25 protein-coding genes and 2 tRNA genes are annotated in these 25,488 nt (G+C 69.2%); 12 read left to right on the plus strand and 15 right to left on the minus strand.

All coding sequences use genetic code 11. From position 1 onward, the window contains the following. Window positions 1-1,113, minus strand: a complete 1,113-nt coding sequence (gene serC, locus KE274_RS09985) for a phosphoserine transaminase (RefSeq protein WP_211543263.1) — start codon at window positions 1,111-1,113, stop codon at window positions 1-3. Window positions 1,114-1,212: 99 nt separating this feature from the next. Here serC and KE274_RS09990 point away from each other — a divergent pair, with 99 nt between their 5' ends. From KE274_RS09990 to KE274_RS10005, 4 genes are all read left to right on the plus strand, one after another. Continuing rightward, window positions 1,213-1,914 (plus strand): metal-dependent transcriptional regulator, encoded by a 702-nt coding sequence (locus tag KE274_RS09990; RefSeq protein WP_136031553.1) that lies wholly within the window; start codon window positions 1,213-1,215, stop codon window positions 1,912-1,914. 353 nt (window positions 1,915-2,267) lie between these two features. Then, window positions 2,268-3,017, plus strand: a complete 750-nt coding sequence (locus KE274_RS09995; protein ID WP_307872184.1) for a M23 family metallopeptidase — start codon at window positions 2,268-2,270, stop codon at window positions 3,015-3,017. Window positions 3,018-3,321: 304 nt separating this feature from the next. Then, window positions 3,322-3,819, plus strand: coding sequence for an HNH endonuclease (locus KE274_RS10000; RefSeq protein WP_136031557.1), 498 nt, complete (start codon window positions 3,322-3,324; stop codon window positions 3,817-3,819). Window positions 3,820-3,868: 49 nt separating this feature from the next. Beyond that, window positions 3,869-3,942 (plus strand) — tRNA-Arg (locus tag KE274_RS10005). 20 nt (window positions 3,943-3,962) lie between these two features. Here KE274_RS10005 and KE274_RS10010 read toward each other — a convergent pair. The 8 genes from KE274_RS10010 to idi are packed head-to-tail and all read right to left on the minus strand — an operon-like array spanning window position 3,963 to window position 11,884. Continuing rightward, on the minus strand, window positions 3,963-6,149 hold the full coding sequence (locus KE274_RS10010; RefSeq protein ID WP_211543267.1) for an MMPL family transporter: 2,187 nt from the start codon (window positions 6,147-6,149) through the stop codon (window positions 3,963-3,965). Between the two features lie 46 nt (window positions 6,150-6,195). Continuing rightward, window positions 6,196-7,089, minus strand: coding sequence for a prenyltransferase (locus KE274_RS10015; protein ID WP_211543269.1), 894 nt, complete (start codon window positions 7,087-7,089; stop codon window positions 6,196-6,198). Further along, window positions 7,086-7,445: a lycopene cyclase domain-containing protein gene (locus KE274_RS10020; RefSeq protein WP_211543271.1), complete on the minus strand. Its 360-nt coding sequence runs from the start codon at window positions 7,443-7,445 to the stop codon at window positions 7,086-7,088. Before KE274_RS10020 ends, KE274_RS10015 begins: the two co-directional genes overlap by 4 nt. Next, the gene (locus tag KE274_RS10025; RefSeq protein WP_211543273.1) at window positions 7,442-7,786 is read right to left on the minus strand and encodes a lycopene cyclase domain-containing protein; all 345 of its coding nucleotides are present in this window, start codon (window positions 7,784-7,786) and stop codon (window positions 7,442-7,444) included. The genes KE274_RS10020 and KE274_RS10025 overlap by 4 nt, the downstream gene beginning before the upstream one ends. Then, window positions 7,786-9,375: a phytoene desaturase family protein gene (crtI, locus tag KE274_RS10030; RefSeq protein WP_211543275.1), complete on the minus strand. Its 1,590-nt coding sequence runs from the start codon at window positions 9,373-9,375 to the stop codon at window positions 7,786-7,788. The genes KE274_RS10025 and crtI overlap by 1 nt, the downstream gene beginning before the upstream one ends. After that, entirely contained in the window at window positions 9,372-10,280 is a 909-nt protein-coding gene (locus tag KE274_RS10035; protein ID WP_211543277.1) for a phytoene/squalene synthase family protein, read from the minus strand. Before KE274_RS10035 ends, crtI begins: the two co-directional genes overlap by 4 nt. Next, the gene (locus KE274_RS10040) at window positions 10,277-11,359 is read right to left on the minus strand and encodes a polyprenyl synthetase family protein (RefSeq protein ID WP_211543279.1); all 1,083 of its coding nucleotides are present in this window, start codon (window positions 11,357-11,359) and stop codon (window positions 10,277-10,279) included. Before KE274_RS10040 ends, KE274_RS10035 begins: the two co-directional genes overlap by 4 nt. Window positions 11,360-11,362: 3 nt before the next feature. Continuing rightward, window positions 11,363-11,884: an isopentenyl-diphosphate Delta-isomerase gene (idi, locus tag KE274_RS10045; protein ID WP_211543281.1), complete on the minus strand. Its 522-nt coding sequence runs from the start codon at window positions 11,882-11,884 to the stop codon at window positions 11,363-11,365. A gap of 73 nt (window positions 11,885-11,957) precedes the next feature. Between idi and KE274_RS10050 the strand changes: the two genes are divergently transcribed. Next, entirely contained in the window at window positions 11,958-12,620 is a 663-nt protein-coding gene (locus KE274_RS10050) for a MarR family winged helix-turn-helix transcriptional regulator (RefSeq protein ID WP_211543283.1), read from the plus strand. A gap of 17 nt (window positions 12,621-12,637) precedes the next feature. Here the strand turns inward: KE274_RS10050 and KE274_RS10055 are convergent, their stop codons facing one another. Both KE274_RS10055 and KE274_RS10060 read right to left on the minus strand, forming a co-directional pair. Further along, the gene (locus tag KE274_RS10055) at window positions 12,638-12,991 is read right to left on the minus strand and encodes a histone-like nucleoid-structuring protein Lsr2 (RefSeq protein ID WP_211543285.1); all 354 of its coding nucleotides are present in this window, start codon (window positions 12,989-12,991) and stop codon (window positions 12,638-12,640) included. Between the two features lie 73 nt (window positions 12,992-13,064). Then, the gene (locus KE274_RS10060) at window positions 13,065-13,922 is read right to left on the minus strand and encodes a LuxR C-terminal-related transcriptional regulator (protein ID WP_211543287.1); all 858 of its coding nucleotides are present in this window, start codon (window positions 13,920-13,922) and stop codon (window positions 13,065-13,067) included. Window positions 13,923-14,032: 110 nt separating this feature from the next. Here KE274_RS10060 and KE274_RS10065 point away from each other — a divergent pair, with 110 nt between their 5' ends. Both KE274_RS10065 and KE274_RS10070 read left to right on the plus strand, forming a co-directional pair. Then, window positions 14,033-14,380: a DUF485 domain-containing protein gene (locus KE274_RS10065; protein ID WP_211543289.1), complete on the plus strand. Its 348-nt coding sequence runs from the start codon at window positions 14,033-14,035 to the stop codon at window positions 14,378-14,380. Beyond that, window positions 14,377-16,014, plus strand: coding sequence for a solute symporter family protein (locus KE274_RS10070; protein WP_211543291.1), 1,638 nt, complete (start codon window positions 14,377-14,379; stop codon window positions 16,012-16,014). Before KE274_RS10065 ends, KE274_RS10070 begins: the two co-directional genes overlap by 4 nt. A gap of 106 nt (window positions 16,015-16,120) precedes the next feature. On the opposite strand, the gene KE274_RS10075 is transcribed toward KE274_RS10070, so the two are convergent. Further along, window positions 16,121-16,633 carry a methylated-DNA--[protein]-cysteine S-methyltransferase gene (locus KE274_RS10075; RefSeq protein ID WP_211543293.1) on the minus strand — a complete coding sequence of 171 codons (513 nt, stop codon included), beginning with the start codon at window positions 16,631-16,633 and terminating at the stop codon, window positions 16,121-16,123. A gap of 238 nt (window positions 16,634-16,871) precedes the next feature. Between KE274_RS10075 and KE274_RS10080 the strand changes: the two genes are divergently transcribed. Further along, on the plus strand, window positions 16,872-20,540 hold the full coding sequence (locus tag KE274_RS10080) for an AAA family ATPase (protein ID WP_211543295.1): 3,669 nt from the start codon (window positions 16,872-16,874) through the stop codon (window positions 20,538-20,540). Window positions 20,541-20,820: 280 nt separating this feature from the next. On the opposite strand, the gene mscL is transcribed toward KE274_RS10080, so the two are convergent. Genes mscL through KE274_RS10095 form a run of 3 tightly spaced genes read right to left on the minus strand, consistent with a single transcriptional unit; the run spans window position 20,821 to window position 22,144 of the window. Beyond that, window positions 20,821-21,234 carry a large conductance mechanosensitive channel protein MscL gene (gene mscL, locus KE274_RS10085; RefSeq protein WP_211543297.1) on the minus strand — a complete coding sequence of 138 codons (414 nt, stop codon included), beginning with the start codon at window positions 21,232-21,234 and terminating at the stop codon, window positions 20,821-20,823. 25 nt (window positions 21,235-21,259) lie between these two features. After that, window positions 21,260-21,532, minus strand: coding sequence for an FmdB family zinc ribbon protein (locus KE274_RS10090; protein WP_211543299.1), 273 nt, complete (start codon window positions 21,530-21,532; stop codon window positions 21,260-21,262). Window positions 21,533-21,547: 15 nt separating this feature from the next. Further along, complete coding sequence (locus KE274_RS10095; protein ID WP_211543301.1) at window positions 21,548-22,144, minus strand: 5-formyltetrahydrofolate cyclo-ligase; 597 nt, start codon at window positions 22,142-22,144, stop codon at window positions 21,548-21,550. Window positions 22,145-22,184: 40 nt separating this feature from the next. On the opposite strand from KE274_RS10095, the gene galU reads away from it, so the two are divergent. The 4 genes from galU to KE274_RS10115 all read left to right on the plus strand — a co-directional run bounded on the left by galU (window position 22,185) and on the right by KE274_RS10115 (window position 24,786). Continuing rightward, window positions 22,185-23,072 carry a UTP--glucose-1-phosphate uridylyltransferase GalU gene (galU, locus tag KE274_RS10100; RefSeq protein ID WP_211543303.1) on the plus strand — a complete coding sequence of 296 codons (888 nt, stop codon included), beginning with the start codon at window positions 22,185-22,187 and terminating at the stop codon, window positions 23,070-23,072. Between the two features lie 45 nt (window positions 23,073-23,117). After that, on the plus strand, window positions 23,118-23,729 hold the full coding sequence (locus KE274_RS10105; protein WP_211543402.1) for a GNAT family N-acetyltransferase: 612 nt from the start codon (window positions 23,118-23,120) through the stop codon (window positions 23,727-23,729). A gap of 81 nt (window positions 23,730-23,810) precedes the next feature. Then, the gene (locus KE274_RS10110; protein ID WP_211543305.1) at window positions 23,811-24,659 is read left to right on the plus strand and encodes a hypothetical protein; all 849 of its coding nucleotides are present in this window, start codon (window positions 23,811-23,813) and stop codon (window positions 24,657-24,659) included. Between the two features lie 51 nt (window positions 24,660-24,710). Beyond that, window positions 24,711-24,786 (plus strand) — tRNA-Ala (locus tag KE274_RS10115). Window positions 24,787-25,488 lie beyond the last annotated feature (702 nt).

Here is a 25,488-nt window from a genome sequence, read left to right on the forward strand (position 1 = left end):
TCAGGCGCCCAGGTTCTCCAGCACGTAGTCGATCGCCCGCGTGAGCTGGCGGATGTCGTCCGGCTCGATCGAGACGAACGTCGCCACGCGGAGCTGGTTGCGGCCCAGCTTGCGGTAGGGCTCGGTGTCGACGATGCCGTTGGCGCGGAGAGTCTTCGCGATCGCGGACGCGTCGATGCTGTCGTCGAAGTCGATCGTCGCCACGACCGGCGAGCGGTGCCCGGGGTCGGAGACGAACGGCGTCGCCACCGCGGTGGCCTCGGCCCAGTCGTACAGCACGGAGGACGACTCCGCGGTGCGCGCGGCGGCCCAGGCGAGGCCGCCGTTGTCGAGGATCCACTGCAGCTGACTGTCGAGCAGGTGAAGCGTGGTCAGCGCGGGAGTGTTGAGCGTCTGGTTGAGCCGCGAGTTATCGACCGCGTGCTTCAGGCTCAGGAACTCGGGGATGTAGCGACCGGAGGCAGCGATGCGCTCGATGCGCTCGACCGCGGCGGGGGACACGGCCGCGAACCAGAGTCCACCGTCGGAGCCGAGGTTCTTCTGCGGTGCGAAGTAGTACACGTCGGCCTGCGCGACGTCGAAGTCGATGCCGCCCGCGGCGCTCGTCGCGTCGATCACGGTGAGCGCTCCGTCGGCGGCGACGCGTGACACCGGCGCGCTCACGCCGGTCGAGGTCTCGTTGTGCGGCCAGGCGTACACGTCGACGCCGTCGAGGATCACGGCCTCGGCGCGGGAACCGGGCTCCGCCTTGCGCACATCAGGCGCCTCGAGCCACGGTGCGCCGGCGGCCGCGGCGAACTTGCCGCCGAACTCGCCGAACACGAGGTTCTGGCTGCGTCGCTCGATGAGGCCGAACGCCGCGGCGTCCCAAAACGCGGTGGATCCGCCGTTGCCGAGCAGGATCTCGTAGCCATCGGGGATGCGGAACAGGGCGGCGAGGCGTTCCCGCACGCTGCCGACCAGGTTCTTCACCGGCGCCTGGCGATGCGACGTTCCGAGGATGCTCGAGCCGGAGGCGAGGAGCGCCTCCAGCTGTGCGGGCCGCACCTTCGAGGGGCCGCAGCCGAAGCGCCCGTCAGCGGGCAGGAGGTCACCGGGAATCTCGATCGCCATGGGTCGATTCTAGGGGGAGCGGGCGCGACGCCCATCCCTCGTCGATCCGATGTCGCCGCGGGAATGTAGGCTTGCCTAAGAACTTCGGAGGGCCCGCACATGACCGATCTGATCGACACCACGGAGATGTATCTCCGCACCATCCTCGAACTCGAAGAGGAGAACATCGTTCCGCTGCGCGCGCGCATCTCCGAGCGCCTCGGCCACTCCGGTCCGACCGTGTCGCAGACCGTCGGGCGCATGGAGCGCGACGGCCTGGTCGTGGTCTCCGAGGATCGCACGCTGGAGCTCACCGACGCCGGGCGCCGCAAGGCTGTCGACGTGATGCGCAAGCACCGCCTCGCTGAGCGCCTGCTGTCCGACGTGATCGGGCTCGACTGGGCGTTCGTGCACGAGGAGGCCTGCCGCTGGGAGCACGTCATGAGCGAGCAGGTGGAGCGGCGCCTTGTCGAGCTCCTCGGCCACCCGACCGAGTCGCCCTACGGCAACCCGATCCCCGGACTCGACCAGCTCGGAGACCTTCCCGCACGCACGTTCGACGAGGGCGTCGTCGGTCTGGTGCAGCGTCTGAACGCGGCAGGCGAACCGGTCGAGGGCACGGTGCGCCGTCTGGCGGAGCCGGCACAGGTCGACCCGGAACTGCTCGAGCAGCTTCGCGACGCCGGCGTCGTGCCGGGCGCGCGCGGCGACTTCCGATTCAACGAGGGCTACGTGCTCATCCAGATGGACGGCAAGGACGAGGGTCTGGAGCTTCCGGTCGAGCTGGCGTCGCACATCTTCCTCGTCGGGGAACCGGCCTGATCGCGCCGCATAATCAGGGTTCGGTGCGATCGGTCACGATGCCCCGTTCCGCCTCACCGAGGATTGCCAGTTTCCCAGGGTGACATGATCGTTATCTTCCGGTAACCTCGGTCAGGTCCTCAGCGAAGAAGCCCGTTGAGGATGGACCGCGAAGACACGCCTTCAGGCTCACCATCTTCTCGGCACGAACGTCACACGCACCCGAAGCGATGTCCGTGCCAGTGGGGAGAACGCCGGTGAGCCAGCACACCCGAGGTGCGAAGGCCCAGGAGGACCACGTTTTGGCCGCAGACATCGAACCGACCGAGAAGACACCTGAAGATCGAGTTCCCGCTCGTCGCACCCCACCAAAGGTGACGGCGCGAAAGATCGTCAAGCCTCTCCGGTCGGTGGCGATCTTCGGTGCCGTCGGTGCGCTGGTCGCCGCCGTCGCGCTCCCCGCCTACGCCGCATCCAAGCCGGCCGACGCCGACACCCCCACGGTGCAGCAGCTCGCCGCCGTCGACGCGCAGTCGCTGGTCGTCGCCTCCGAGGCCACCGCCGCTCCCGTGGCGCGTGGCACGTTCAGCGCCACCACGCCCGACGAGATCGCGAAGAAGAAGGCCGAGGAGGCCGCAGCCGCTCGTGCGGCCGCGGCCGCAGCTTCCGCTTCCGCCGGGTCCTCCGGCCGCTTCAACACCGCCGGTTATGCGCTCACCGCACCGGGCTCCGGTGAGGTGCGCTACCCGCTGCCGCTCGGCTCCTGGCACGTGAGCCGGACGATCGGTGGCGGTCACAACGGCATCGACATGCTCGCGCCGGCGGGCACTCCGATCTACGCGGCAGCAGCCGGCGTCGTCCGGGCCTCGGCCGAGAACATCGGCGGCTACGGCGTGTGCGTCATGCTCGACAGCGTCGTGGGCGGCCAGCGTGTGCAGACCACGTACGGCCACATGCTCTACGGGTCGCGTCAGGTTCAGGCGGGTCAGAGCGTCGCGGCCGGTCAGCTCATCGGCTACGTCGGCAGCACGGGACGCTCGACGGCCAACCACCTCCACTTCGAGGTGTGGATCAACGGCGGTCTCGTGGAGCCCGGCTCGTGGCTCTCGATCAACGCCGGCTGACGGACACACCTCCGATCGTTCATCCGCTGTTCGGCCCCGCACCCTGCGGGATGGGTTAGCCTGAACCCGTCGTCGAACAGGCGGGAGAGGCTGATGGAGCGAATACCGACCATCCGAACCATGGATGCCCTCGGTCGTCACGTCCTTCAGCATCGCCCGCAGGGATGCCGCGGTTCGGCCGCGCGCGAAAGGCGCTGTCTCTAGACAGCGCCTTTTTTCGTCCCCGCGAGCACTTCACACCTGTGCGATGCCGTGTGAGTCGAGAGTGCCGGGAAGCCGTCCCGGCGGATCGAGAGGATGACGAATGCGCACACTGGTCCTGAACGCCGGGTACGAGCCGCTGGCGATCGTGTCTTTCAAGCGAGCCCTGGTCTTGGTCATGAACGAGAAGGCGACCGTGATCGAGCGCGTCGAAGACGACCCCGTCTGGGGCACGCACGGCGTGTACGACCGACCGGCCGTCATCATCCTCTCCCGCTACGTGCGCGTTCCCACGGGCCGGCGCGTCCCCGTCACACGCCGCGGGGTGCTCCGACGGGACGACCACCGCTGCGGATACTGCGGGAAGTCGGCGTCGACCATCGATCACGTGCTGCCGCGGTCGCGCGGGGGAGCGGACTCGTGGGAGAACCTCGTCGCGTGCTGCCTGCGGTGCAACAACCTCAAGAGCAACCGCACGCCCCAGGAGATGCGATGGCAGCTGCGGTTCACGCCCCGGCCGCCCCACGGCACCGCGTGGACGGTGCGGGGGTCGGAGCGGAGTGATCCGCGCTGGGAGCCTTACCTTGCGCTTGCGGCCTGACGCCGTGCGGCCGAGGGCGCGCATCCCGGTCCCGTAGACTGGGAGGCGCGCCCTCGTAGCTCAGCAGGATAGAGCAGCCCTCTCCTAAAGGGCAGGTCGCAGGTTCGAATCCTGTCGAGGGCACTTCCCCGTCGGGTCGCCGGTCACGGCTTCCCGCGGCGCCACAGCGCGGACGGCCACCAGATGGCCTTGCCGATGTCGTACGTGAGGGCGGGCACGAGCAGCGATCGCACCACGAAGGTGTCCAGCAGCACGCCGAACGCGACGATGAACGCGAGCTGCACGAGGAACAGGATCGGGATCACCGACAGGGCGGCGAACGTCGCGGCGAGCACGAGACCGGCGGAGGTGATGACCCCGCCCGTGATCGAGAGTCCGCGCAGGATGCCCTCGCGCGTCCCGTGCAGTTTCGACTCCTCGCGCACTCGCGTCATCAGGAAGATGTTGTAGTCGATGCCGAGCGCCACCAGGAACACGAAGCCGTAGAGCGGAACAGCGGGGTCCGCGCCGGGGAACGCGAAGATCCCGTTGAACACGAGCGCCGACACACCCAGGGCGGTCCCGAACGACAGCACCGTGGTCAGGATGAGCAGCACCGGCGCGAGGACCGACCGGAGCAGCAGCATCAGGATCAGCATGATCACGACCAGGACCACCGGGATGATCAGGTTGCGGTCGTGGATCGAGGCGTCGTTGGTGTCCACCGAGGTCGCGGTGACCCCGCCGACGATCGCGCCGATGTCGTCGAGCTCGGCACGGAGGTCTCGCACGGTCGCCGCGGCTTCGGGAGAGTCAGCGGCGTCGGTCAGCGTTCCCTGCAGCAGCACCTGACCGTCGACCACCGTCGGCTCGGGGGCGGGCGTCCCGGGAGGGCCGACGGCCGTGATGCCGTCCTCGTCGATGGGGGCGGAGCCGCTCGGGGAATCGGCGGCGGTCACGGTGACTCCGTCGATCCCGTCGCTCGTGAGGAGCACGTCCGCGGCGTCCTGCACGCGGTCTTCATCGACCACGACGTACACCGGGCTGCCCGATCCACCGGGGAAGTGCTCACCGAGCGCGACCTGTCCGTCGCGCGCCTCGGACGCGCCCAGCACGAGGTCGGACTGCGGCACGCCCACCGCGTCGAGCTGGGTCACTCCGGCGGCACCGGCCACCAGCACCAGCGTGGTCACGATCCAGATCGCCCGGTGACGCTTCTTGACCGCTCCGGCGAGCCGCGCCCACAGTCCCGTGGTGCGCATGCCGTGCTCCTCCGCGACGACCTCGGGCTCGAACCGCGGGCGCCGCGGCCAGAACACCGCCCGGCCGAACAGCAGCAGCAACGAAGGCAGCAGGGTGAGCGCCGACAGCATGGCGAACACGATGCCGATCGCGGCGACCGGGCCCAGGGTGCTGTTCGACTTGAGGTCGCTGAGCAGCAGGCACAGCAGGCCCGCGATGACGGTGCCGCCCGACGCCACGATCGGTTCGACCGATCCCATCCACGCCGCGCGGAGTGCGACGCCCTTGTCCTGCGCGACCCGCAGCTCCTCACGGAAGCGGGCGACCAGGAGCAGTGCATAGTCGGTCGCAGCGCCGATCACGAGGATGAACAGGATGCCCTGGGTCTGTCCGCTCAGCAGCAGGATCTCCCACTTGGCCAGCCACCACACGACGAGGAGTGCGACGCACAGCGCGAACAGGCTGGTGGACAGCACGACGAGCGGCAGCAGGAACGACCGGTACACCAGCACCAGGATCACCAGCACCGCGAGCAGCGCGACCCCGAGCAGCAGCCCGTCGATCCCCGCGAAGCCCGCGACCAGGTCGGCGCTGAACCCGGCCGGTCCGGTGATGTAGACCGTGACCCCGTCGGGCACCGCCGCGCGCAGTTCCTCACCGAGCGCGGTGGTGGTGTCGGCGAGCTCTGCGTCGCCGTCGATCGGGATGAACGCCTGTACCGCCAGGCCGTCGTCCGACGGGAGCGCCGGGGAGACGTCGCTCCCGACGCCCTCGACTGACGGGGCGTCCGCGACGGCGTCGGCGATGGCGTCCAGCTCAACGTCGGTCAGCTTCTCGTCCGACGTGAACACCGCGATCGCGGGGATCGCATCGCTGTCGGTGAACTCGCCGAGGAGCTGCTGCACGGTCGTCGCGTCCGCCGACTCGGGCAGGTAGGTGGTCTGGTCGTTCGAGGAGACCTCGTCGACCTTGCCGAAGAGCGGGCCGCCGAAGGACGCACCGGCGAGCCACACCAGGATCAGCAGAACCGGCAGGAAGACTCGCAGCCAGGAGTGGCGGCGGACGCGCTCACGGGTCGGCGGGGTCGGCGCGGCGGCGGGGCGGGACATCGGGTTCCTTTCGGGAGGAAGTGGGTGGGCTCGGATGCCGTCCGGGTCAGGAGACCCAGGCGAGGATCAGGATCATCGTGGCGAGGAAGCCGGCGATGTAGTTGAGGGCGATGAAGCGGCGCCAGGCGCGGTTGGTTCCGCCCGAGGTGTCGTCGGTCACGTTCCACCAGGGCGCGGCGTTGACGATGTACGGCACGGCCAGCACCGCGGCGAGGGGTCCGGGCCAGGGTGTCAGGAGCATCGCGGCTCCCGCCACCGTCCACAGCACGATCGCGAGGCGCACCGTGGCGCGCGCGCCGATCACGGTCGCCACGGACGAGATACCGCCCTCGCGGTCGGGCCCCACGTCCTGCACGGCCCCGAACGCGTGCGCCGCCATGCCCCACAGGAAGAAGGCGCACAGGGTGATCACCGTCGCTGCGGACACCGGGGCTCCCGCCAGGGCCAGGCCCACGATGGCCGGGCTGACGAAGTGGGTGCTGGAGGTGATCGAGTCGAGGAACGGCCGCTCCTTGAAGCGCAGCACCGGCGCGGAGTAGGCGATCATGGCGAACACGCTGATCGCCAGCCACAGCCAGGAGCCCGGATTCCCGACCGCGAACAGGTACACGAGGAAGGGCACGTTCGTCACGGCCGCGGCCCACAGCGTCGCCCGGTGAATGCGGGGCGACAGCAGGGCTCCCTCGATCCCGCCCTTGCGGGGGTTCGCCAGGTCGGACGCGTAGTCGAACACGTCGTTGATGCCGTACATCGCGAGGTTGTAGGGGATGAGGAAGTACAGCGTGCCAATGACGAAGGTCGCGTCGATCTCGCGCGTGCTCAAGAGGTAGGCGGCGGCGAACGGGAACGCCGTGTTGATCCAGCTGATCGGCCGCGACGAAAGCACGATCTGGGCGATGTCGTGTCCGACCCCCGTGCGGCGTGCCGACGGCAGGCTCATGCGCTCCCCTCCCGTCGCCCGGCGTGCTCCGCGCCCGCGTCCGACGTGTCCTGGCGCGATCGGCGGGCGCGAAGAGCGGTCCACAGCGCGGGCAGCAGCAGCACCGCAGCGACCGGGTACGTGAAGTCCTCCACCGGCGCGAGACCGAGGTGCACGCCGACCAGATGCGCGGTGGAGTAGTGGAACAGCCCGGTCGCGATCATCACGGTGTCGAACACGGCCGTCAGCAGCAGCAGGATGAGCGCGGTGGCGCCCAGGGCGCCCGGGTGCGGGCCGCGCCGCGCGACGAGAGCGGCCAGGAGGCCTCCGCCCGCGGCCACCACCAGGAACACGGCGGACAGCTGCAGATATGTCATCGCGTGGCCTCCGCCTTCAGCCGTGCGCGGCGGCGCTCCAGGATCCGGACGGCGCCGCCGTAGAGGACCATGGTGCACAGCACCAGGAACAGCAGGAACACCGGCTCCTCGATCGGCAGCTCCGGCGCCAGCACGATGCCGGTGGCGATCGCCGCATCCCCGCGGAAGAAGATCCCCGCGGCGATTCCCGCCACGTCCCACACCAGGAAGAACACCACTCCCACGACCGTCACGATCGCGGCGGCGAACGGGTCGCGCCAGAAGAACAGGCGGAAGCGCCAGTCCAGCAGCAGCATGCATCCGAGTGACACCAGCAGAGAGCCGAGGTAGATCGCGCCCATCACGGCCGTCCGGTCCGTTCGGCCGGTGCGGGCTCGGGCAGCGGGCCCGGTGAGTGGTCGCCGCGGATGCGCTTGAGGACGAGCTCCGCGCTGATCAAGCACATCGGCACGCCCACGCCCGGTGCGGTCGTGGCGCCCGCGTAGTACAGGCCGCGCACCCGCCGCGACGCGTTCTGAGCGCGGAACATCGCGCTCTGCGACAGGGTGTGCGCGGGGCCGAGCATCCCGCCGCGCCAGGAGTGGTAGTCGTCACGGAAGTCGGCGGGGCCCACGGTCTCACGCACCACGATGCGGTCGCGCAGGTCGGGGATGTCCGCCCACGCGGAGATCATGTCGATCGCGGCGTCGGCGGCCTCTTCGATCCGCGGCGAGCCGGCTCCGTCGGACCCTCCGTGACCGAGGTCCACGTCGGCGGGCACCGGGATCAGGACGAAGAGGTTCTCGTGCTCCGCCGGGGCGACGTCGGGATCGGTCGCGCTCGGGCGGCACACGTACGTCGAGGCCGGCGAGGGCACCCGCGGGTCGTGGCCGAAGATGGCGTCGAAGTTCGCGTCCCAGTCGTCCGTGAAGAACAGGGAGTGATGCGGCAGCTGTGGCAGTCGCCCGCGCACGCCCAGCATGACGAGCACGCCACCGGGGCCGCTGGTGCGGCGGGCCCACCACGACTCGGGGTACGACTGCAGCGACGGGGGCAGCAGCACGGTCTCGGTGTGGTGCAGGTCGGCAGCGGACACCACGATATCCGCTTCCGTCACGTGCTGCTCTCCGGCGCGGTCGGTCCACCCCACGCCCCGCACGTGCGTGCCGGCGGTGTCGTCCAGCGTGAGGATGCCGGTGACCTCGGCTCCCGTGACCACCCGTGCGCCCGCCTCCTCGGCCAGCTGCGCGATCCGCTCGACCACGCGCCAGAATCCGCCCTGCGGGTAGAGCACGCCCTGGTCGAGGTCGAGCGCGCTCATCAGGTGGTACATCGCGGGGGCGCTGCGCGGGTCGGTGCCGAGGAAGACCGCGGGGTAGCCGAGGATCTGCCGCAGCACGGGGTGGCGGAACCGGCGAGCGGCGAACGCCTGCAGTCGTGTTCCCAGCAGGGAGAACAGCCGCGGGAGGGCGCGCAGCACCTCGGGCGCAGCGAGCGAGCGGGTGCGGGTGAAGGGGTTGTAGAGGAAGTAGCGCTGTGCCATGGCGCCCGCGTGATGCGCGGAGTCGAGGTAGCGGTCGAGTGCGGCCGCGGAGCCCGGTTCGAGCTCGTCGAACAGCCGCAGCACGGCGTCGCGACCGGCGGGCACCGTGACATCGCCCTCCGCGGACTCGGGCGAGCGGAACACCCGGTAACCGGGGTCGAGCAGCGTCAGGTCGAGCTGTTCCTCGGTGCTGGTGCCCATCATGCGGAAGAAGTGGTCGAACACCTCAGGCATCAGGTACCACGAGGGGCCGGAGTCGAAGCGGAATCCGTCACGCTCGAGGGTTCCGGCCCGTCCGCCCACGCGGTCGTTGCGCTCCAGCACGACCACCTCATGTCCTTCGCGGGCGAGCAGCCCCGCGGTCGCGAGGCCGGCCACGCCGGCGCCGATCACCACGACCCGGCTCATCGGTCGCGCTCCCAGGCGGTGGTCACGACGGCTCGTGCCGCGAGCAGAGCCTTCACGGGATCGGGCACGCGCACGCGGCGCCGGTAGAGCTCCGCGGCGGGGGTCTTGGCCACGCGGCTGGTCAGCGCGGCGAACAGCGCCAGGGCACTGCGGACGGCCGCCCTGGCGTCCTTGGGCAGCAGGGGGATCGCTGCGCGCGCGTCGGACAGCTGTCGTTCGACCGTGGCGACCCAGGCGTCGCGGTCGGCGTCGGTGAGGCGGTCGGCGCCGCCGAGGTAGCCCCGCTGCAGCCGGTCGGTGTCGTCGGCGAGATCGCGGAGGAAGTTGACGTTCTGGAAGGCCGCTCCGAGTCTGCGGGCTCCCCGGCGGAGGAGGTCGAGTTCCTGCGGCGTGCGCCGGGTGTCGCGGAGGAAGACCTGCAGGCACATGAGCCCGACCACTTCGGCGGAACCATAGACGTAGGCGGCGTGGGCGTCCGCGTCGTACGCCCTGAATCCGGCGTCGCGCGCGATGTCCGCGCGCATGGAGTCGAAGAACGGCTGGGTCAGGTCCTCGCCGATCCCGCACTCCCTGGCGGTGCGGGCGAACGCGTGCAGGATCAGGTCGCTGCTGTATCCGGTTCGCATCGAGCGGTGGGTCTCGGCGATGTAGGAGTCCAGAGCGGCGGCCTGTGCCTGGGCGTCGAGGCCGGCTTCGGCGGCGACCCCGTCGACGATCTCGTCCGCGATGCGCACCATGGCGTAGATGTTGCGCACGTGCTGCCGATGCCGGGCACCCAGCAGCCGTGTCGCGAGACCGAACGACGTCGAGTAGGTGCGGATGACATCGGTCGTGGCGATCTCGGCGGTACGGCTGAATCGACGCAGCGCCGCGGGGTCCTGACGCTCGACGGAGCGCGAGCTCATCGGCGTCGGCCTTCGATGCGGTCGGCGAGAGCGAGGATCGTTCGTCCCGCCGCGGGGCTGAGCGTCCCGGCTTCCTCGGCTTCCGCGAGCACGCTCGAGACGGCGGTGAGCTGTTCCTGTACGAGCCCGCGCACGAACCGCTCGGCGCCGCACTCGCGCAGGCGGTCGCGCATGTCGGCGGCGTCGGATGCACTGAGGTCCGCCGTGCCGAAGCGCAGTTCGAGGCTCGGCCAGTGACTGGTCATGCGGGCGTAGGCGATGATCGCGGTCTCCTTGCCCTCGCGGAGGTCGGAGAAGGCGTCCTTGCCGTGTGCCTCCGGGTCGCCGAAGACCGAGAGGAGGTCGTCCTGCAGTTGATACGCGAGCCCGAGATGGGTGCCGATCTGGGTGAGCTGCTCCTCGGCCTCCGCGGTGGCGCCGGCGAGCACGGCCGCGGCGCGCAGGGGCAGGACGAAGGAGTAGGTCGCCGTCTTGGAGGCGCTCGTGGCGAGGATCGTGCGCAGGTCCGGCGTGACGATGCCGTCGCTGAGGGCGACGTCGGCGTGCTCACCCGCGACGGTCTCGAAGACCGTGGTGTCGAGCAGAGCCAGCAGGCGCTCGCGGCCCTCCGCGGTCACGTCGGCACGGGCGAAACCGAGCACCGCGGTCGACAGGAGCAGATCGCCGAGCAGAATCGCGCTCGAGCGGCCCCAGTGCAGGGCGGAGGCGGCGGTCTCGTCGGGACGCCGCGACACGAGCGAGCCGATGAGGTTGGAACGTCCGCGTCGAGTGAGGTCACCGTCGATCACGTCGTCGTGCAGGAGGAACGCGAAGTGCAGGAGCTCGACGTGCGCGGCGACATCGATCGCGCCCGCGGTCTCGCGCTCGGTGGGCACGGTCGCTGAGAGGGAGGGGAAGAGCTGCATGAGCATGAGCGGGCGCAGGAGCTTGCCGCCGAGGGCGTGCTGGGCGGCCTCGTTCCAGAGGGCGGCGAATTCCGCTCCGTGATGCTCCGCGGCGACGGCGCGCTCCGCGAACCGGCGGCGCAGCACCTCTTCGATCCGGGTGCCGAGGTCTTCCTGCGTGATGGTGGTGCTCATGGCTCAGACCTCTCCGAGCCGCCGGAGGAGCGGCAGTTGCTCGACCAGCCAGGGGCTGAACGCGAAGGGGGCGAGGGCGACCGCCTCGGCGACGGCCGCCGGCTCGACCCACTCCCACTCGGAGACCTCCCCGGGGTTGGCGACAGGGTCTTGATCGAGCACCGTCACGTGCACGGGGCAGATCTCGTTCTCCACGATGCCGCTCGCGTCCACGGCGCGGTAGCGGTAGTCGGGGAGGGGGAGGCGCAGCTCGTCGACGCGGAGGCCGAGTTCGTGGAGACCGTGGCGCCGCACCGCGTCCGCCATGTCCTCTCCGGGCTGGGGGTGGCCGCAGAAGCTGTTGGTCCACACGCCGGGCCACGTGCGCTTGGTCAGGGCTCGACGGGTCAGGAGCAGGCGCCCGGCGGGATCCAGGACGTAGCACGAGAACGCGAGGTGGAGAGGGGTGTCGGACGTGTGGACCTCGCTCTTGGGCAGGACGCCGACGGCCGTCCCGTCTTCCGCGAGGAGCGTGACCTGCTCCATGACATCCCCGTCCTTTTGCTAACTAAGTGAAATATCAACTTAGCATGAATCTGTTCGTGTGTAACATGATCGCATGGACACCGAGCCCCGCACCACCCCGCGCTCCGGGGCTCCTGTCGCCGCCGAACCCGCTCCTGAGGGGCAGGTGCGTCAGACGCCCGACGGGCTGAGTCATGCGTCGATCTACGACGTCGATGCGAGCGACCCGCGCAGCATGCTGATCGATCGCAGCGGTGTGCCGCCGGAGGACCTCCGGCAGATCGCGCTTGTGATGGAGGCGCTGAGCGATCTGCGCGACGCAGAGCAGCGCCTGTCGCAGGCATCGCGGCGGTACATGCAGCTCAACGAGACCGACATGCGCGCGCTGCACTATCTGATCGTGTGCGCCAATCGCTCGCTCGTCGCGACCCCCAGCGGTATCGCGCATCACCTCGGAGTGTCGACCGCGGCCACGACCAAACTGCTCGACCGACTGGAGAAGGGAGGGCACATCCGGCGCTCGCCGCATCCCACCGACCGTCGCGCGCTGGCCATCACCATCACTCCGGAGACGCGGCACGCCGCCATGGAGACGGTGGGGCGGCAGCAGGCGAAGCGTTTCTACGCGGCGGCTCGGCTGTCGGCGGCGGAGCGCGACATCGTGATCCGCTTCCTCAAGGACATGACGGAAGAGATCACTCTGCGGGATGAGCCCTGGGCTAAACGAGGCACAAAAGAAGATCCCGCCCGACCGTGAGGTGGGGCGGGACCGTCTCAATGGGCCGCTTTGTACGCGTCGAGAATCGGTGCGGGAATTCGCCCGCGCTCCGAGAGGGTGTACCCGTTCTCATTCGCCCACGCCCGAATCGCGGCGACCTCCGGGTTGCGTGCCGGGCGCTTCCGAGCAGAAGTGGAACGCGCCGATGCCGACGAGGATCCGGTTCCGGCGCGGCGCCCCGCGGAGATGTAGGGCTCGAGCGCGGCGCGCAATTCTTCCGCATGCGCCGTATTCAGATCGATCTCGTAGGAGGTGCCGTTGAGCGAGAAATGTACAGTCTCGCCTTCACCGACTTCCAGGACACTGCCGTCGATATCGTCGACCAGCTGATGCACAATTCTTCTCGCCATGAATGCGACTGTACTCGCGCCCCGGAAAGGCGGCAAGAATTCACGGTCGTTGCCGGGCGGAGAAAGAATGCGGTCAGGGGAGGAGGCCGGCGCGGCGGGCCTTCGTCACGGCGGCATGTCTCGTCGAGGCGTCGAGTTTCGACATCGCGGTGCCCAGATACGCCTTGACCGTCCCCTCACGCAGACCCAGCTGCGAAGCGATCTCGGCATTCGTCGCGCCGAGGGCGGCGCATGCGAGCACATCCGTCTCGCGAGGGGACAGGTGCACGACAGGCACCGGAGCGGTCGCCGTGGGCACCGGCTCTCCGGCGAGGGCCAGCAGGCGGCGCTCCACCTGCGCGAGTCGCGCGCGCACCTCGGCGTCGGCCACCGTCGCGGCGATGCTGCGGAGCTCGGCGAAGCTCTCGCGCAGTTCCTCACGCTGCGGAGCCGCCACAGTCGGGGGCGCGCCGGTGGCGGCGGACAGCCGGCGCTGCACCTCGTCTCTGATGCGCAGTTCATCCGCCACCGACTGCGCGACCTGCATGGCGGGAGCCGTGGTGACGCCGCCCACCTGCTCGTGATCCCAGGCCCCGGCGTACAGCACGCCCCGCGATCGGCCCTGCACCACGATGGGCAACGCCAGGAGCGTGCGCAGGCCTTCGCCCAGCACGAACACGTCGTAGTCGTGCGTGATCTGGCGTGAGGAGCCGTAGTCGCTGGTCATGCGCGGACGGAGCTCCATCATGGCGCGGCCGCCGAGGCCTCGCTCCGGTCGCACACGCAGGCCGTCGAGCGAACGGGTGCGCGCGCCGACGATGCTCGTGACGCTGACGACCCCCTCCTCCACCAGACCGCCGAACGCGACGGGGAAGCGCGTGCGTCGCGCGAGCTCGCGCACCGCGTTGGCGACGAGCTCCGCCTCGGATTCGACGGGCATCGGAGAGGTCACGGGTTACCTACTTTCGGGGGTGACGGCGCCGTCCCCCGTTTCGTAGCGTCGACCCTATCATTCGGGCGGTTCGAGCCGCGCGAGCACTCGACATGTGGCAAGGAGGCCCCATGAACGACCATCCACCGACCCCGCAGAGCGGAGCGATCGACTACGTCGCCGTCGAGCAGTCTCCACGATTCCTTCGATTGAAGCGGACGCAGAGATCCTTCATCTTCCCGCTCGCTGCATTCTTCCTCGTCTGGTATTTCGTCTACGTGCTGTTGGCCGCTTTCGCGCGCGATTTCATGGCGCAGCGGGTGTGGGGCGACATCACTGTTGGTCTTCTCTTCGGATTGGGCCAATTCGTCACCACGTTCGCCATCACCATGGCGTATGTGGCATTCGCCAATCGGAAACTGGACCCGCTCGCCACCGAGATCCGGGACGAACTGGAGAAGGCGCAGGGCGGCGCATGAACGCCGTCCGAATGGCGACCGACGGCGTCGCGCTCGAGATCAATCCGGTTTTCAACATCTCGATCTTCCTGGCTTTCGTGGCGGTGACGCTGTTCATCGTCATCAGGGCCAGCAGGAACAACAAGACCGCCGCCGACTATTACGCAGCCGGCCGGTCCTTCACCGGCCCGCAGAACGGATTCGCGATTGCGGGCGACTATCTGTCGGCTGCGTCCTTCCTCGGCATCTGCGGCGCGATCGCGATCAACGGCTACGACGGCTTCCTCTACTCGATCGGATTCCTGGTCGCGTGGCTGGTCGCGCTCCTGCTGGTGGCCGAGCTGATGCGCAATACCGGCAAGTTCACGATGGCCGATGTGCTGTCGTTCCGTCTGAAGCAGCGACCGGTGCGCATGGCGGCGGCCATCACCACCCTCGCGGTGTGCTTCTTCTATCTGCTCGCGCAGATGGCCGGCGCGGGCGGGCTCGTCTCGCTGCTGCTCGGCATCGACGGGCGCGTCGGGCAGTCCATCGTCATCGCCGTGGTCGGAATCCTGATGATCGTCTACGTCCTGATCGGCGGGATGAAGGGCACCACGTGGGTCCAGATCGTCAAGGCGGTTCTGCTCATCGGTGGCGCGCTCGGCATGACGATCTGGGTGCTGGCGCTCAACGGCTTCAGCCTCAACACCCTGCTCGAGGCCGCGGTCGCCAACTCCGACAAGGGCGATGCGGTGCTCGCGCCGGGGCTGCAGTACGGCGCGAACCCGTGGGACTTCCTCTCGCTCGGCATGGCTCTGGTGCTCGGTACGGCTGGGCTCCCGCACGTGCTCATGCGCTTCTACACCGTGCCGACGGCGAAGGAAGCGCGGCGTTCGGTCGTGTGGGCGATCTGGCTCATCGGCGGGTTCTACCTGTTGACGCTGGTGCTCGGTTACGGCGCGGGTGCGCTCGTCGGGGCGGATGTCATCGCCGCCGCACCGGGTGGCGTGAATTCGGCTGCGCCCCTTCTCGCGCTGCAGCTCGGCGGCCCGGTGCTGCTCGGCTTCATCTCGGCAGTCGCCTTCGCCACGATCCTCGCGGTGGTCGCGGGACTGACCATCACGGCAGCGGCCTCGTTCGCGCATGACATCTACGCGAACGTGATCCAGAAGGGGCGGAAAGACGCGGCGGGCAACCCCGTCGAGGCCGACCCGAACGGCGAAGTGCGCGTGGCGCGACGCACCGTGATCGTGATCGGCATCCTGGCCATCGTGGGTGGTATCGGCGCCCAGGGGCAGAACATCGCCTTCCTGGTGGCTCTCGCCTTCGCGGTGGCCGCCTCGGCCAACCTGCCGACGATCCTCTACTCGCTGTTCTGGCGGCGGTTCACCACCCGGGGCGCCGTGTGGAGCATGTACGGCGGCCTGGGCTCGGCGATCCTTCTCATCGTCCTTTCGCCGGTCTTCTCGGGGACGCCGACCTCGATGATCCCTGGAATCGACATCGCCGTCTGGCCGCTGAACAACCCGGGAATCGTCTCCATCCCCCTGGGGTTCTTCCTGGGCTGGCTCGGCACGGTCACCAGCAGTCGACGGGAGTCGCCGGAGCTCGCCGCGGAGATGGAGGTCCGCTCGCTCACCGGGTTCGGTGCCGAGAAGGCGGTGGACCACTAGGAGGCGACGGCCGCCCATCGGCAGCCAGACGTGGACCCGGCGGCCTACTCGCCGGGTCCACGTCTGCGTGGGGTCGGGTGCGTGGGATTCGGGTGGGGGGAGGGGGTCAACGGGACTCGAGGTCGAGCAGGAACCGCTTGCGCTCGGGGTGCGCACCGTACTGTCCCGGAGAACCGTCGGAGCGGACGACGCGATGCACGGGGACCACGATCGAGAACGGCGTGATACGGCAGGCGGTGCCGACCGCTCTGGCCGCCCCCGGGTGTCCGGCGAGGACGGCGACCTCGCCGTAGCTCAGGGTCTGCCCCCACTCGATGTCGCAGATCGCGCGCAGCGCCCGCCGTGCGAACCCGTCCGTGAGTCGCCAGTCGATGCGCAACTGCGTGTCGAACCGCACGGGGGAGCCGTCGAAGTACTCGTCCAGCAGCTGCGCCAGCTCGTCGGCCGCGCCGGGGTCAGGTTCCGGAACCGCCCCCAACTGGCGGGACACACTCTCCAACAACCACGGGACGTGCGGATCCTCCGACTCGGAGAGATCGAAGCGCACGATGCCCTCGTCGGAGAACACCGCGAGGGCATCGCCGAATGGCGTCGGGGCGAAGTCGTAGCGGAACGTCATGGCACCATCCTGGCGGGCGCTGCCGACGTCGAGTGCGGGCGTTCCCGAGCTGTTTCGCGGGCCGTGGACAACGCGGGCGCTGCGCGCAACCGGGCAGGAAGGGTTCCGCACCGGCGGGAAGCGCGGATTTTCGCGGAAACCCGCCAGGGATACCGACCTCGGCCGGTCACGCGCCTAGGGTGTGAGTGTGTGGCGACGTGAAGGGAAGTCTGCGGACGGCACGGCGGCGGAGACCGCTGTGCCTCTCGGCGACCTCCACGAGACCTCGACCGGCGTGGACATCGCTCATGCGGCGGAGGCCGAACGCACCCGGTTGAAGGCGGAGGCGGCCGACCTCGGCGGGCCATCGCCGCTCACTAGCTTCCGCGACGGCCCGGAGTCCGGCATCGACATCTCGAAGGCCCACCCCGGCAGCCTGCCGCAGTTCATCACCGGTAAGTCGACGCTGCTGTCGAATCTGTTCCGCGACGAGGTCGGACTGCGCACCGCCCGACTCGCCGCCGAGCGCATCACCGCCAAGAACACCGAACTGCGCACGGTTCGCGGCATCGAAGCCGTCCACCTCGCGGTCGGCGTCGCGCGGTGGCGCATCGGGGGCGCCTGGTTCGCAGCACCGGTGTTGCTGAGGCCGCTCGCCATCCGCCGGCACCACACCGACTTCGAGCTCAAGCTCCAGGGCGTCTTCGATGTGAACCCCGAGCTCGTGCGCATCGCCAGGGAGCACTTCGGCCTGTCGATCGACGCGACAGCCCTCGCCGCTCTCGCCTACGACGGCGGCATCTTCAAACCGCAGCCGGTGATCGACAGCCTGCGCGCGCTGACGCGCTCGATCGACACGTTCTCGGTCGAGCCCCGCCTCGTCGTGTCGACGTTCGCCGACGTGGGGGCCGCCATGTCGCGCGACGGCGGCAGTCTTGACCACACGGTGCTCAACGCGCTCGGCGGGCATGTCGGCGATCGGGAGCAGCTCGCCGCGCCTCGGGCCGTGCCGCACCACACCGGTCCCGACGACCGCGCTCCCGCCTCGGACAACCTTCTCCTCGACGCCGACGCGGAACAGGAGGCCGTGCTCGCGCGCATCGCGGCCGGGCACTCCCTGACGGTCGCGACGCTCCCGGGAACCGGCGGTACTCAGACGGTCATCAACGCGATGGGTGAGCTGGTGCGCGCCGGGAAGCGCGTGCTCGTGGTGTCGGCGCGGCGCTCGACGCTCGACGGCGTGCGCCACCGCCTGGCCGGCATCGGCCTGGACAGCCTCGCGGTCTCTCCCGCCAGTGTGCGGCGGGATCTCGTCAAGGCGATCGGCCGCAACGAGAAGGCCACGGCCCCGAAGGTGAGTGACGTCGACGACGCGCTCGTCCGGCTTCGCGCAGTACTGCGCGACTACCGCGAGGCGCTGACCACGCCCGTTCCGGGGCTGGATGCGTCTGTGCTCGATGCCACCCGCCAGCTCACGCGCCTGGCCTCGCTACCGGTGCCGCCCTCGACCACCGCGCGCCTCGGGGTCGATGCACTCCGGCGCCTCGCCGCTGACCGCACGGAAGCGGCGGAGGCCCTCGCGCAGGCTGCGCGCCTCGGGGAGTTCCGCGTCGGGCCCAACGACTCGCCGTGGTACGGCGTCACGTTCGCCAGCACGGAGGCGGCCCGCGCCGCACACGAACTGGCCGGACGACTGCACACGACGAGTGTCCCGGCTCTCCTCGAGCGCGGTTATGAGCTGATCGCCCAGACGCACATGCGCCCGTTCGCCACGATCGACGAGCTCGGGGAGTACCTGCGACTGCTGCAGGGCATTCGCGACACGCTCGACCGCTTCAGCCCGACCGTGTTCGAGCGTCCGTTGGGCGAGCTGATCCAGGCGCATGGCTCGCGCCGGGACGCCCCGGGGATGTCGGGCTCGAACCGGCGACGGCTGCGACGTCTGGCTAAGGAGTACGTGCGTCCCGGCGTGCACGTGACCGAGATGCACGAGGCACTGCTGCGCATCCAGACGCAGCGCACGCAGTGGCAGCGCTACGTCGACGCGGGCATCGCGCCCGAGATCCCGCTCGGGCTGGCCGACGTGTACGTGTCCTGGCAGCGGGTCGAGGCTGAGCTTGCGGAGCTCGATGCCGCGCTGGGGCGGCGTGAGCCGCTGTCGTCGCTTCCCGTCGCCCGGCTCGTCCGCTTGCTGGCGGGCCTCGCGGCGAAGTCCGAGGTCTTCGAGAACCTCGTGGAGCGCGCCCAGCTGCGCGACAAGCTGGCTCTGCTGGGCCTGGAGCCCCTGCTCACCGAGCTGTCGGTGCGGCATGTGTCCGAGGCCCAGGTGGGGGAGGAACTCGAGTTCGCCTGGTGGCAGTCCCTCCTGGAGCGGGCGTTGCAGGACAATCGCTCGCTGCTGGGCGCGAACACCGCCGTCGTGGATCGGCTCGAGCGCGACTTCCGGCTGGTGGACGAGGCGCACGCGGCGATGGCGGGACCGCTGCTGGCATGGCAGCTGGCGAACCAGTGGCGTATCGCGATCGTGGACGAGCCGCAGCAGTCGCAGCATCTGCGCCGCGCTCTGACGCAGCCGTCGACGACGACCGCGGAGGTCGTGAGCGCTGCTCCGACACTCGTCGACGTGCTCGCTCCCGTGTGGATCTCCTCCCCGTACCTCGTGCCGGAGATCCCCGACTCCGTCGAGTTCGATACCGTCCTGCTCGTCGATGCCGCGGCGATCAACCTCGCGGAGGCCGCACCGGCCATCCGTCGTGCACGGCAGGTTGTCGCGTTCGGCGACCCCGTGACGCAGCGTCCCACGCCCTTCCACATCGCCGTCGACCCGCCGGAGGAGTGGGAGGCCGAGGTCCCGTTCGACGAGGTGTCGGTGTTCGAGCGCTTGTCCGAGCTGCTGCCGGTGATGACGCTCACCCGTAGCTACCGCGCCGGTGGCGAGGACCTGGCGGAGTTGATCAACGACGCGTTCTACGGCGGAGAGATCGTGTCGCTCCCGTGGGCCGGCTCGTACCTCGGTCGCGGCAGTCTCACCGTCGACTACGTGGAGGGCGGTACGGGTACGCCCGATCCCGTCTCCGGAGCGGTCGAGAGCCCGGATGCGGAAGTGGCTCGGGTCGTGACGCTCGTCGTGGAGCATGCGGTGCATCGTCCGTCCGAGTCGCTCATGGTGGTCACCGCGAGCACGCGCCACGCCGAGCGGGTGCGCGCAGCCGTGACCTCGGCGTTCGCCGGCCGCTCGGACGTCGCGGACTTCGTCGGTCGCGACACCGCCGAGCCCTTCGCTGTGTTGACCCTCGAGGAGTCCGTCGCGGAGAGCCGTGACCGGGTGATCTTCTCGCTCGGTTTCGGCCTGACCAAGCATGGCCGGGTGCTCAGCGACTTCGGCGACCTGTCCACGCCGGACGGTGAGCGACTGCTGACGGTCGGCATGACCAGGGCGCGGCGGTCGATGGTCCTGGTCTCGTCGATCCGCCCGTCGGCGTTCGACGACGGGCGACTGGAGCACGGTGCCGCCACACTCATGTCGATCCTGGGTGGCCTGGCCACCCGCGCGCGTGACGCGCGGCTGGAAGACCTCGCGGATCCGCTGACGCTCGCGCTCGCACGGGAGCTTCGCCGCCTCGGCGCCTCGGTGGACGTGGATTACCGCGGGCTGCTCCCGCTGGTGGCGCAATATCGGGGCAAAGCGGTCGTCATCGAGTCCGATCCGGAATCGCGGGGGGAGTCGCTGCGCGAGACGCTGCGTCTGCGGCCGCACGTGCTGCGGCGGCTCGGGTGGCACTACGTGCGGGTGCACGCGTTCGATCTCTACAGCGATCCGCGCACCGTCGCTGCCCGCATCGCGTCGGTCCTCGGCATCGCGGAGTCGGCGGCACGCGCGGAGAACGACACGCAGCCCCTCGACCTCGGCGACCGCGGGCGTGACTGAGCGCGACGACGCGGGGCCCCGTCAGCGGGTGGTGCGTGTGCCGGGAGCGCGCAGAGCTCGGTTGACCCCGGTCCCCGGGAGCGACACCGCCCCGGACGTTCCGACACCGCGGGGCGAGGAGCCGAACAAGGGGCCAGTAGGTGCCAAGGGCCCGAACGACGACCAGCTGCTGCGCGACGTGCCACCGCACTACTGACTCGGGCCTGGCAAGACGAAGACGCACGGCCCTCGGGAGGACCGTGCGTCTCGAGATCGTGCCGCGTGGGGGCGCGGCGGGCGGTCAGGCGCGGTGCTGCTTCTGCTGCTGGAGCAGGTCGCGGATCTCCGCGAGGAGCTCGGCCTCGGTGGCCTGCGCCGCCTCTTCGACCACGGGGTTCTTCTTGGCGCGGCGCTCCTTGTAGATGTTCATCGGCATCACGAAGGCGAAGTACACCACCACGGCGACAGCGAAGAAGCTGATGATCGCCGTGATGAGGTCACCGAGCGGGAAGGTGACTTCCTGCCCGTAGAGGCCGGTGATCCTCGGCCCGAACTTGCCGGCTTCGTCAGCGACGAAGAACAGCGACACCAACGGGTTGATGATGCTCGCGACGATCGCGTTGACGACCGCGGTGAACGCACCGCCGATCACCACGGCGACCGCGAGGTCGATGACATTGCCGCGGAGAATGAACTCCTTGAATCCCTTGATCACGGGAACCCCCAAATAGCGTGCGACCTCAGTTCGAGGCCGGGGACGATGCGGCGGCCGTTTTGGCCCCCGTCGACGAACCCGCCTTCGATGATGCCGAACCCGCCGTGGAAGTGCCACTTCCGGCACGCGAGTCCGTCCGGTAGAAACCGGAGCCGTTGAAGGTCACTCCGATCGAGCCGTACTGCTTGCGCAGGGCGCCGCCGCATTCGGGGCAGACGGTGAGAGCGTCGTCGGAGAAGCTCTGCACGGCGTCGAACTGGTGTCCGCACGACGAGCAGGCATAGGCGTAGGTGGGCATAGCGGTCCTTGCAGGTCAGCGTCGCCGAGGCGACAGGTTCAGGGTCTGCGTCGGGGTGACGATGCCGTCCACCGGCTGATCGTGCACCTCCCGAGGCAGGTCGTCGAGTATCTCGGAATCATAAATGACCGCATAGACGGGCGGGCACTTCTCCATCGAGCCGATCGTCTTGTCGAAGTACCCGCGGCCCCAGCCCATCCGCATGCCCGTGTGGTCGACAGCGGCGGCGGGGACGATCATCAGGTCGACGTCGTTCACGGCGATCGGGCCGAGCACCTCTCCGGTCGGTTCCGGAAGTCCGTGCAGCCCCTCGGTCACCTCGTCGGTGTCGTCGGCGACCGCCCAGTCGAGCAGCCCGTCGGACCGTGTCACCGGGAGGAGGACGCGGATACCTCGACGCACGGCGCGCGTCACGAAGTCGCGGGTCCCCGGTTCGGTGGTCGTCGAGAGGAAGCAGGAGATCGATCGCGCGTTCAGCTCATCCACGAGCGCGTCGAGTCGCTCGCCGATCGCCTGCGCGGCTGCTTGCCGTTGCTGATCGGAGAGGAGTTGGCGTCGCTCACGCAGTTCCGCGCGCAGGGCTCGCTTGGCGTGCTCGACGTCTTTCCACATGCTCCGAGTCTAGGGCGGGGCCCGGAGGTAGGCTGTGGGGATGGGTAACGAGAAGATCAAGGCCGTCATTCCCGCCGCAGGCCTGGGGACCCGCTTCCTGCCGGCGACGAAGGCGATGCCGAAGGAGATGCTCCCCGTCGTCGACAAGCCGGCGATCCAGTACGTGGTCGAGGAGGCGGCAGACGCGGGGATCGAGGACATCCTGGTCATCATCGGCCGGAACAAGAATGCGATCTCCAACCACTTCGACTCGGTGCCCGAACTTGAGGTCAAGCTGATGGAGAAGGGCGACACGGGTCGCCTCGAGCGCGTCATGAAGTCCAGCGACCTGGCCGACATCCACTTCGTTCGGCAGGGTGAGCCCAAGGGGCTCGGCCACGCGGTGCTCCGTGCCCGCACCCACGTCGGCGACAGCTCGTTCGCGGTGCTCCTCGGTGATGATCTGATCGACGAGCGCGACCCGCTTCTCACGGAGATGATCGCGCAACACGAGCGCACCGGGGCGGCCGTCGTCGCTCTCATGGAGGTCGACCCCGACAACATCCACATGTACGGCGCGGCGGCTGTCGAGCCGATCGAGGGCTCCGACGCGGTGCGGGTCACCGGTCTCGTCGAGAAGCCCGCGAAGGAGGACGCACCGTCCAACCTCGCGATCATCGGCCGTTATGTGCTGCCCGCTTCCGTCTTCGAGATTCTCGAGCGCACCGAGCCGGGTAAGGGTGGAGAGATCCAGCTCACCGACGCCCTGCAGGAACTTGCGACGGCCGAGGGTGGCCCCGGTGTCGTCGGTGTCGTGTTCGGCGGTCGGCGCTACGACACGGGAGACCGCGTCGACTACATCAAGGCGATCGTGCAGCTCGCCGCCGACCGGGATGATCTCGGTGCCGAGCTGCGTCCGTGGCTGAAGGACTTCGCGGAACGCCTGTAGGCGATCGCGCGGGCGGTCGGGTGCGGCATGGAGACGGCGGTGGGGATGCGGCACGGAGCAGTTGAGCTGCGCCTGATCAGGACGAAGGATGCTCGTCCGCTGCAGCACGAGCTGCTGACGAATCGGTCGTGGCTGCAGCCCTGGGAGGCCACGGTGCCGCACGGTGCCGTGTCGTTCGACATGCGCCTGAGTATCCGACGCCTGCTCCAGCAGTATCGAGACGGCGGCGGGTACCCGTTCGTCATGGAGTACGACGGGGAGATCGCAGGCCAGCTGAATGTGTGGGGGGTGGCGCGGGGCTCCCTATGCTCGGCGACCATCGGCTACTGGGTCAGCGAGCGGTTCGCGGGCCGGGGGATCACTCCGACGGCGGTTGCGCTGGCGACCGACGCCTGCTTCACGGAGTTCGGTCTGCATCGGATGGAGATCTGCATCCGACCCGAGAATGCTGCCAGCCTTCGGATCGTGCAGAAGCTCGGCTTCCGGTACGAAGGACTGCGTCGCAGGTACATCCACATCGACGGGGATTGGCGGGATCACTACGCGTTCGCCCTCACCCAGGAGGACGTTCCTCAGGGCGTGCTCGCCCGCTGGCTGAGTGGTCAGGTGCCGCCGGACGCCGCGACAGTTCCCCCATCGGACCGCATCTCGCTCTGAGCGGTCCTGTTCGGTCGAAACACGCCGCGACACGCGCCCGACTGCACGGCGCCGTCCCCTCGCTGCCCTTACCGTTGTCGTATGGACGGGCCGGTGCTGAGCGGGGGAGTGATCGTGCTCGTCGCCGTGCTCCTCTGGATGCTCTATCTACTGCCGTCGTGGCGTGGTCGTTTCCAGTACAACGCTGCCGAGCGCAACGCGGTGCGGCTCAACCAGGCGCTGCGTGTGCTGGCGGAGACCAGCGAGACGCCGAACGAGGTGCACGTCGAGCTCAACGCGCGCACCGTGCTCGCGCAGCAGAAGCTCGCGAAGCGGGTGCAGTCGCAGCGCGAGGCTGCCGAGCTCGAGGCGCTGCGGGAGGAGCTGGCCGCGACCAAGGCGGATCCGGTAGTGCGCCGCGCACGGGCGCGTCGGCGCACGCGTATGGTCGCCACGGTGACGCTGCTGCTCGGCCTCGTCAGTGCAGGACTCGGGGTGTGGCAGTTGCTCACCGTCGGAGCGCCGCTGCTTCTCTGGGTCGGCGGAGCGTTGACGTTGACCGCTGCCCTCGTTCTGCAGCGCATGGCATCGGTCGCGGTGAGGTCGGCGCGTCGGCCGCAGCCCGTCGCGCCGGTGCGTGCGGAGCGTGTCGCACCTGAGCTTCACGATCAAGGACGGGCGACGTGGACGCCGCGTCCGCTTCCCGAGCCGATGGTGTCGGTCGCCGGCTCCCGCGCACAGGCCGCCAGGGCGGAGATGGACGCGCAGCAGGCGAGGCGCGATGCGGCTCGTCGGGCTGACCTCAGGGAGAGGGCGGAACGACTCGCTCCCGCGGCGCCGGTTGCGATCCCCGCTGCAGCAGACTCTCCCTATGCGCGGATGGGTTTCGTCGACGACGCCGAGATCGAGGCGCACGTCCGCGAGCTCTTGGCGCGCCGGGCCGCCGGCTGATCACGAGGACACGAGCACCCCACGCATCGTGATAACGTAGTTCTCGTTCACGGGCCTATGGCGCAGTTGGTAGCGCGCCTCGTTCGCATCGAGGAGGTCAGGGGTTCGAATCCCCTTAGGTCCACCATCAGAAGCCCCCGGCACACGCCGGGGGCTTCTTCGTGTCGGCGCCAGCGATGCACGCGTGCATCGGGGCGTCAGAGAATGAGCCGCTCTCTCGCGTGCATGAATGTGCCGCTGGTGCGAGAGGCGACCAGTTCGACAACCGCCTTGTCGAGTGCTGTTCTGTCAGGCGGAGTTCGCGCCGCAGCGACACGATGGCCACGATCCAGAACGAGCGATCCTCGACACCCCGCCCTGCCGCATCGGCGTCGGAGATCGGCGGGGAACAGGAGCAGCGGGCCGTCGTGCTGCGACTTCCGACCCGCGACACGCCCGGGAGGCTGGAGCGATTTGCCCGAACCCCGGAACCCGCGTAAGTTATTACCTGTTCGCCCCAAACGGTTGAGCGGAGGTCCTCGGACCGGCTCCCGTCAAGCATCGAACACCTCCCGATTCCCGAAGCTCGTCAGAGTGGCCAGGATGAAGGAACTGACTCGTTCCCTCGAGCAGATCGTCGAACGGCGATTTGACAACGGAAACGAGATCGGTAAGATAGAGAAGTTGCCCTGCGGGCCTGGTTGTGATGGCTGGGTCGTGGGAGCATCCGATCCTTGAGAACTCAACAGCGTGCACTTGTCAAATGCCAAATTATCCTCGTTCAGCTTCGGCTGGGTGAGAATTCCTTTGGATCAAAGACCAACCTCTTTGTGGGGTTGGCGATGGATAG

Origin of the sequence: Microbacterium paraoxydans (genome assembly GCF_018224615.1) — a bacterium.
GTDB lineage: Bacteria > Actinomycetota > Actinomycetes > Actinomycetales > Microbacteriaceae > Microbacterium > Microbacterium paraoxydans_B.

Coding starts and splice junctions, on each gene's coding strand:
- serC (WP_211543263.1), bottom strand. CDS start 1,113: ATGGCGATCGAGATTCCCGGTGACCTCCTGCCCGCTGACGGGCGCTTC.
- KE274_RS09990 (WP_136031553.1), top strand. CDS start 1,213: ATGACCGATCTGATCGACACCACGGAGATGTATCTCCGCACCATCCTC.
- KE274_RS10000 (WP_136031557.1), top strand. CDS start 3,322: ATGCGCACACTGGTCCTGAACGCCGGGTACGAGCCGCTGGCGATCGTG.
- KE274_RS10010 (WP_211543267.1), bottom strand. CDS start 6,149: ATGTCCCGCCCCGCCGCCGCGCCGACCCCGCCGACCCGTGAGCGCGTC.
- KE274_RS10015 (WP_211543269.1), bottom strand. CDS start 7,089: ATGAGCCTGCCGTCGGCACGCCGCACGGGGGTCGGACACGACATCGCC.
- KE274_RS10020 (WP_211543271.1), bottom strand. CDS start 7,445: ATGACATATCTGCAGCTGTCCGCCGTGTTCCTGGTGGTGGCCGCGGGC.
- KE274_RS10025 (WP_211543273.1), bottom strand. CDS start 7,786: ATGGGCGCGATCTACCTCGGCTCTCTGCTGGTGTCACTCGGATGCATG.
- crtI (WP_211543275.1), bottom strand. CDS start 9,375: ATGAGCCGGGTCGTGGTGATCGGCGCCGGCGTGGCCGGCCTCGCGACC.
- KE274_RS10035 (WP_211543277.1), bottom strand. CDS start 10,280: ATGAGCTCGCGCTCCGTCGAGCGTCAGGACCCCGCGGCGCTGCGTCGA.
- KE274_RS10040 (WP_211543279.1), bottom strand. CDS start 11,359: ATGAGCACCACCATCACGCAGGAAGACCTCGGCACCCGGATCGAAGAG.
- idi (WP_211543281.1), bottom strand. CDS start 11,884: ATGGAGCAGGTCACGCTCCTCGCGGAAGACGGGACGGCCGTCGGCGTC.
- KE274_RS10050 (WP_211543283.1), top strand. CDS start 11,958: ATGGACACCGAGCCCCGCACCACCCCGCGCTCCGGGGCTCCTGTCGCC.
- KE274_RS10055 (WP_211543285.1), bottom strand. CDS start 12,991: ATGGCGAGAAGAATTGTGCATCAGCTGGTCGACGATATCGACGGCAGT.
- KE274_RS10065 (WP_211543289.1), top strand. CDS start 14,033: ATGAACGACCATCCACCGACCCCGCAGAGCGGAGCGATCGACTACGTC.
- KE274_RS10070 (WP_211543291.1), top strand. CDS start 14,377: ATGAACGCCGTCCGAATGGCGACCGACGGCGTCGCGCTCGAGATCAAT.
- KE274_RS10075 (WP_211543293.1), bottom strand. CDS start 16,633: ATGACGTTCCGCTACGACTTCGCCCCGACGCCATTCGGCGATGCCCTC.
- KE274_RS10090 (WP_211543299.1), bottom strand. CDS start 21,532: ATGCCCACCTACGCCTATGCCTGCTCGTCGTGCGGACACCAGTTCGAC.
- KE274_RS10095 (WP_211543301.1), bottom strand. CDS start 22,144: ATGTGGAAAGACGTCGAGCACGCCAAGCGAGCCCTGCGCGCGGAACTG.
- galU (WP_211543303.1), top strand. CDS start 22,185: ATGGGTAACGAGAAGATCAAGGCCGTCATTCCCGCCGCAGGCCTGGGG.
- KE274_RS10105 (WP_211543402.1), top strand. CDS start 23,118: ATGCGGCACGGAGCAGTTGAGCTGCGCCTGATCAGGACGAAGGATGCT.
- KE274_RS10110 (WP_211543305.1), top strand. CDS start 23,811: ATGGACGGGCCGGTGCTGAGCGGGGGAGTGATCGTGCTCGTCGCCGTG.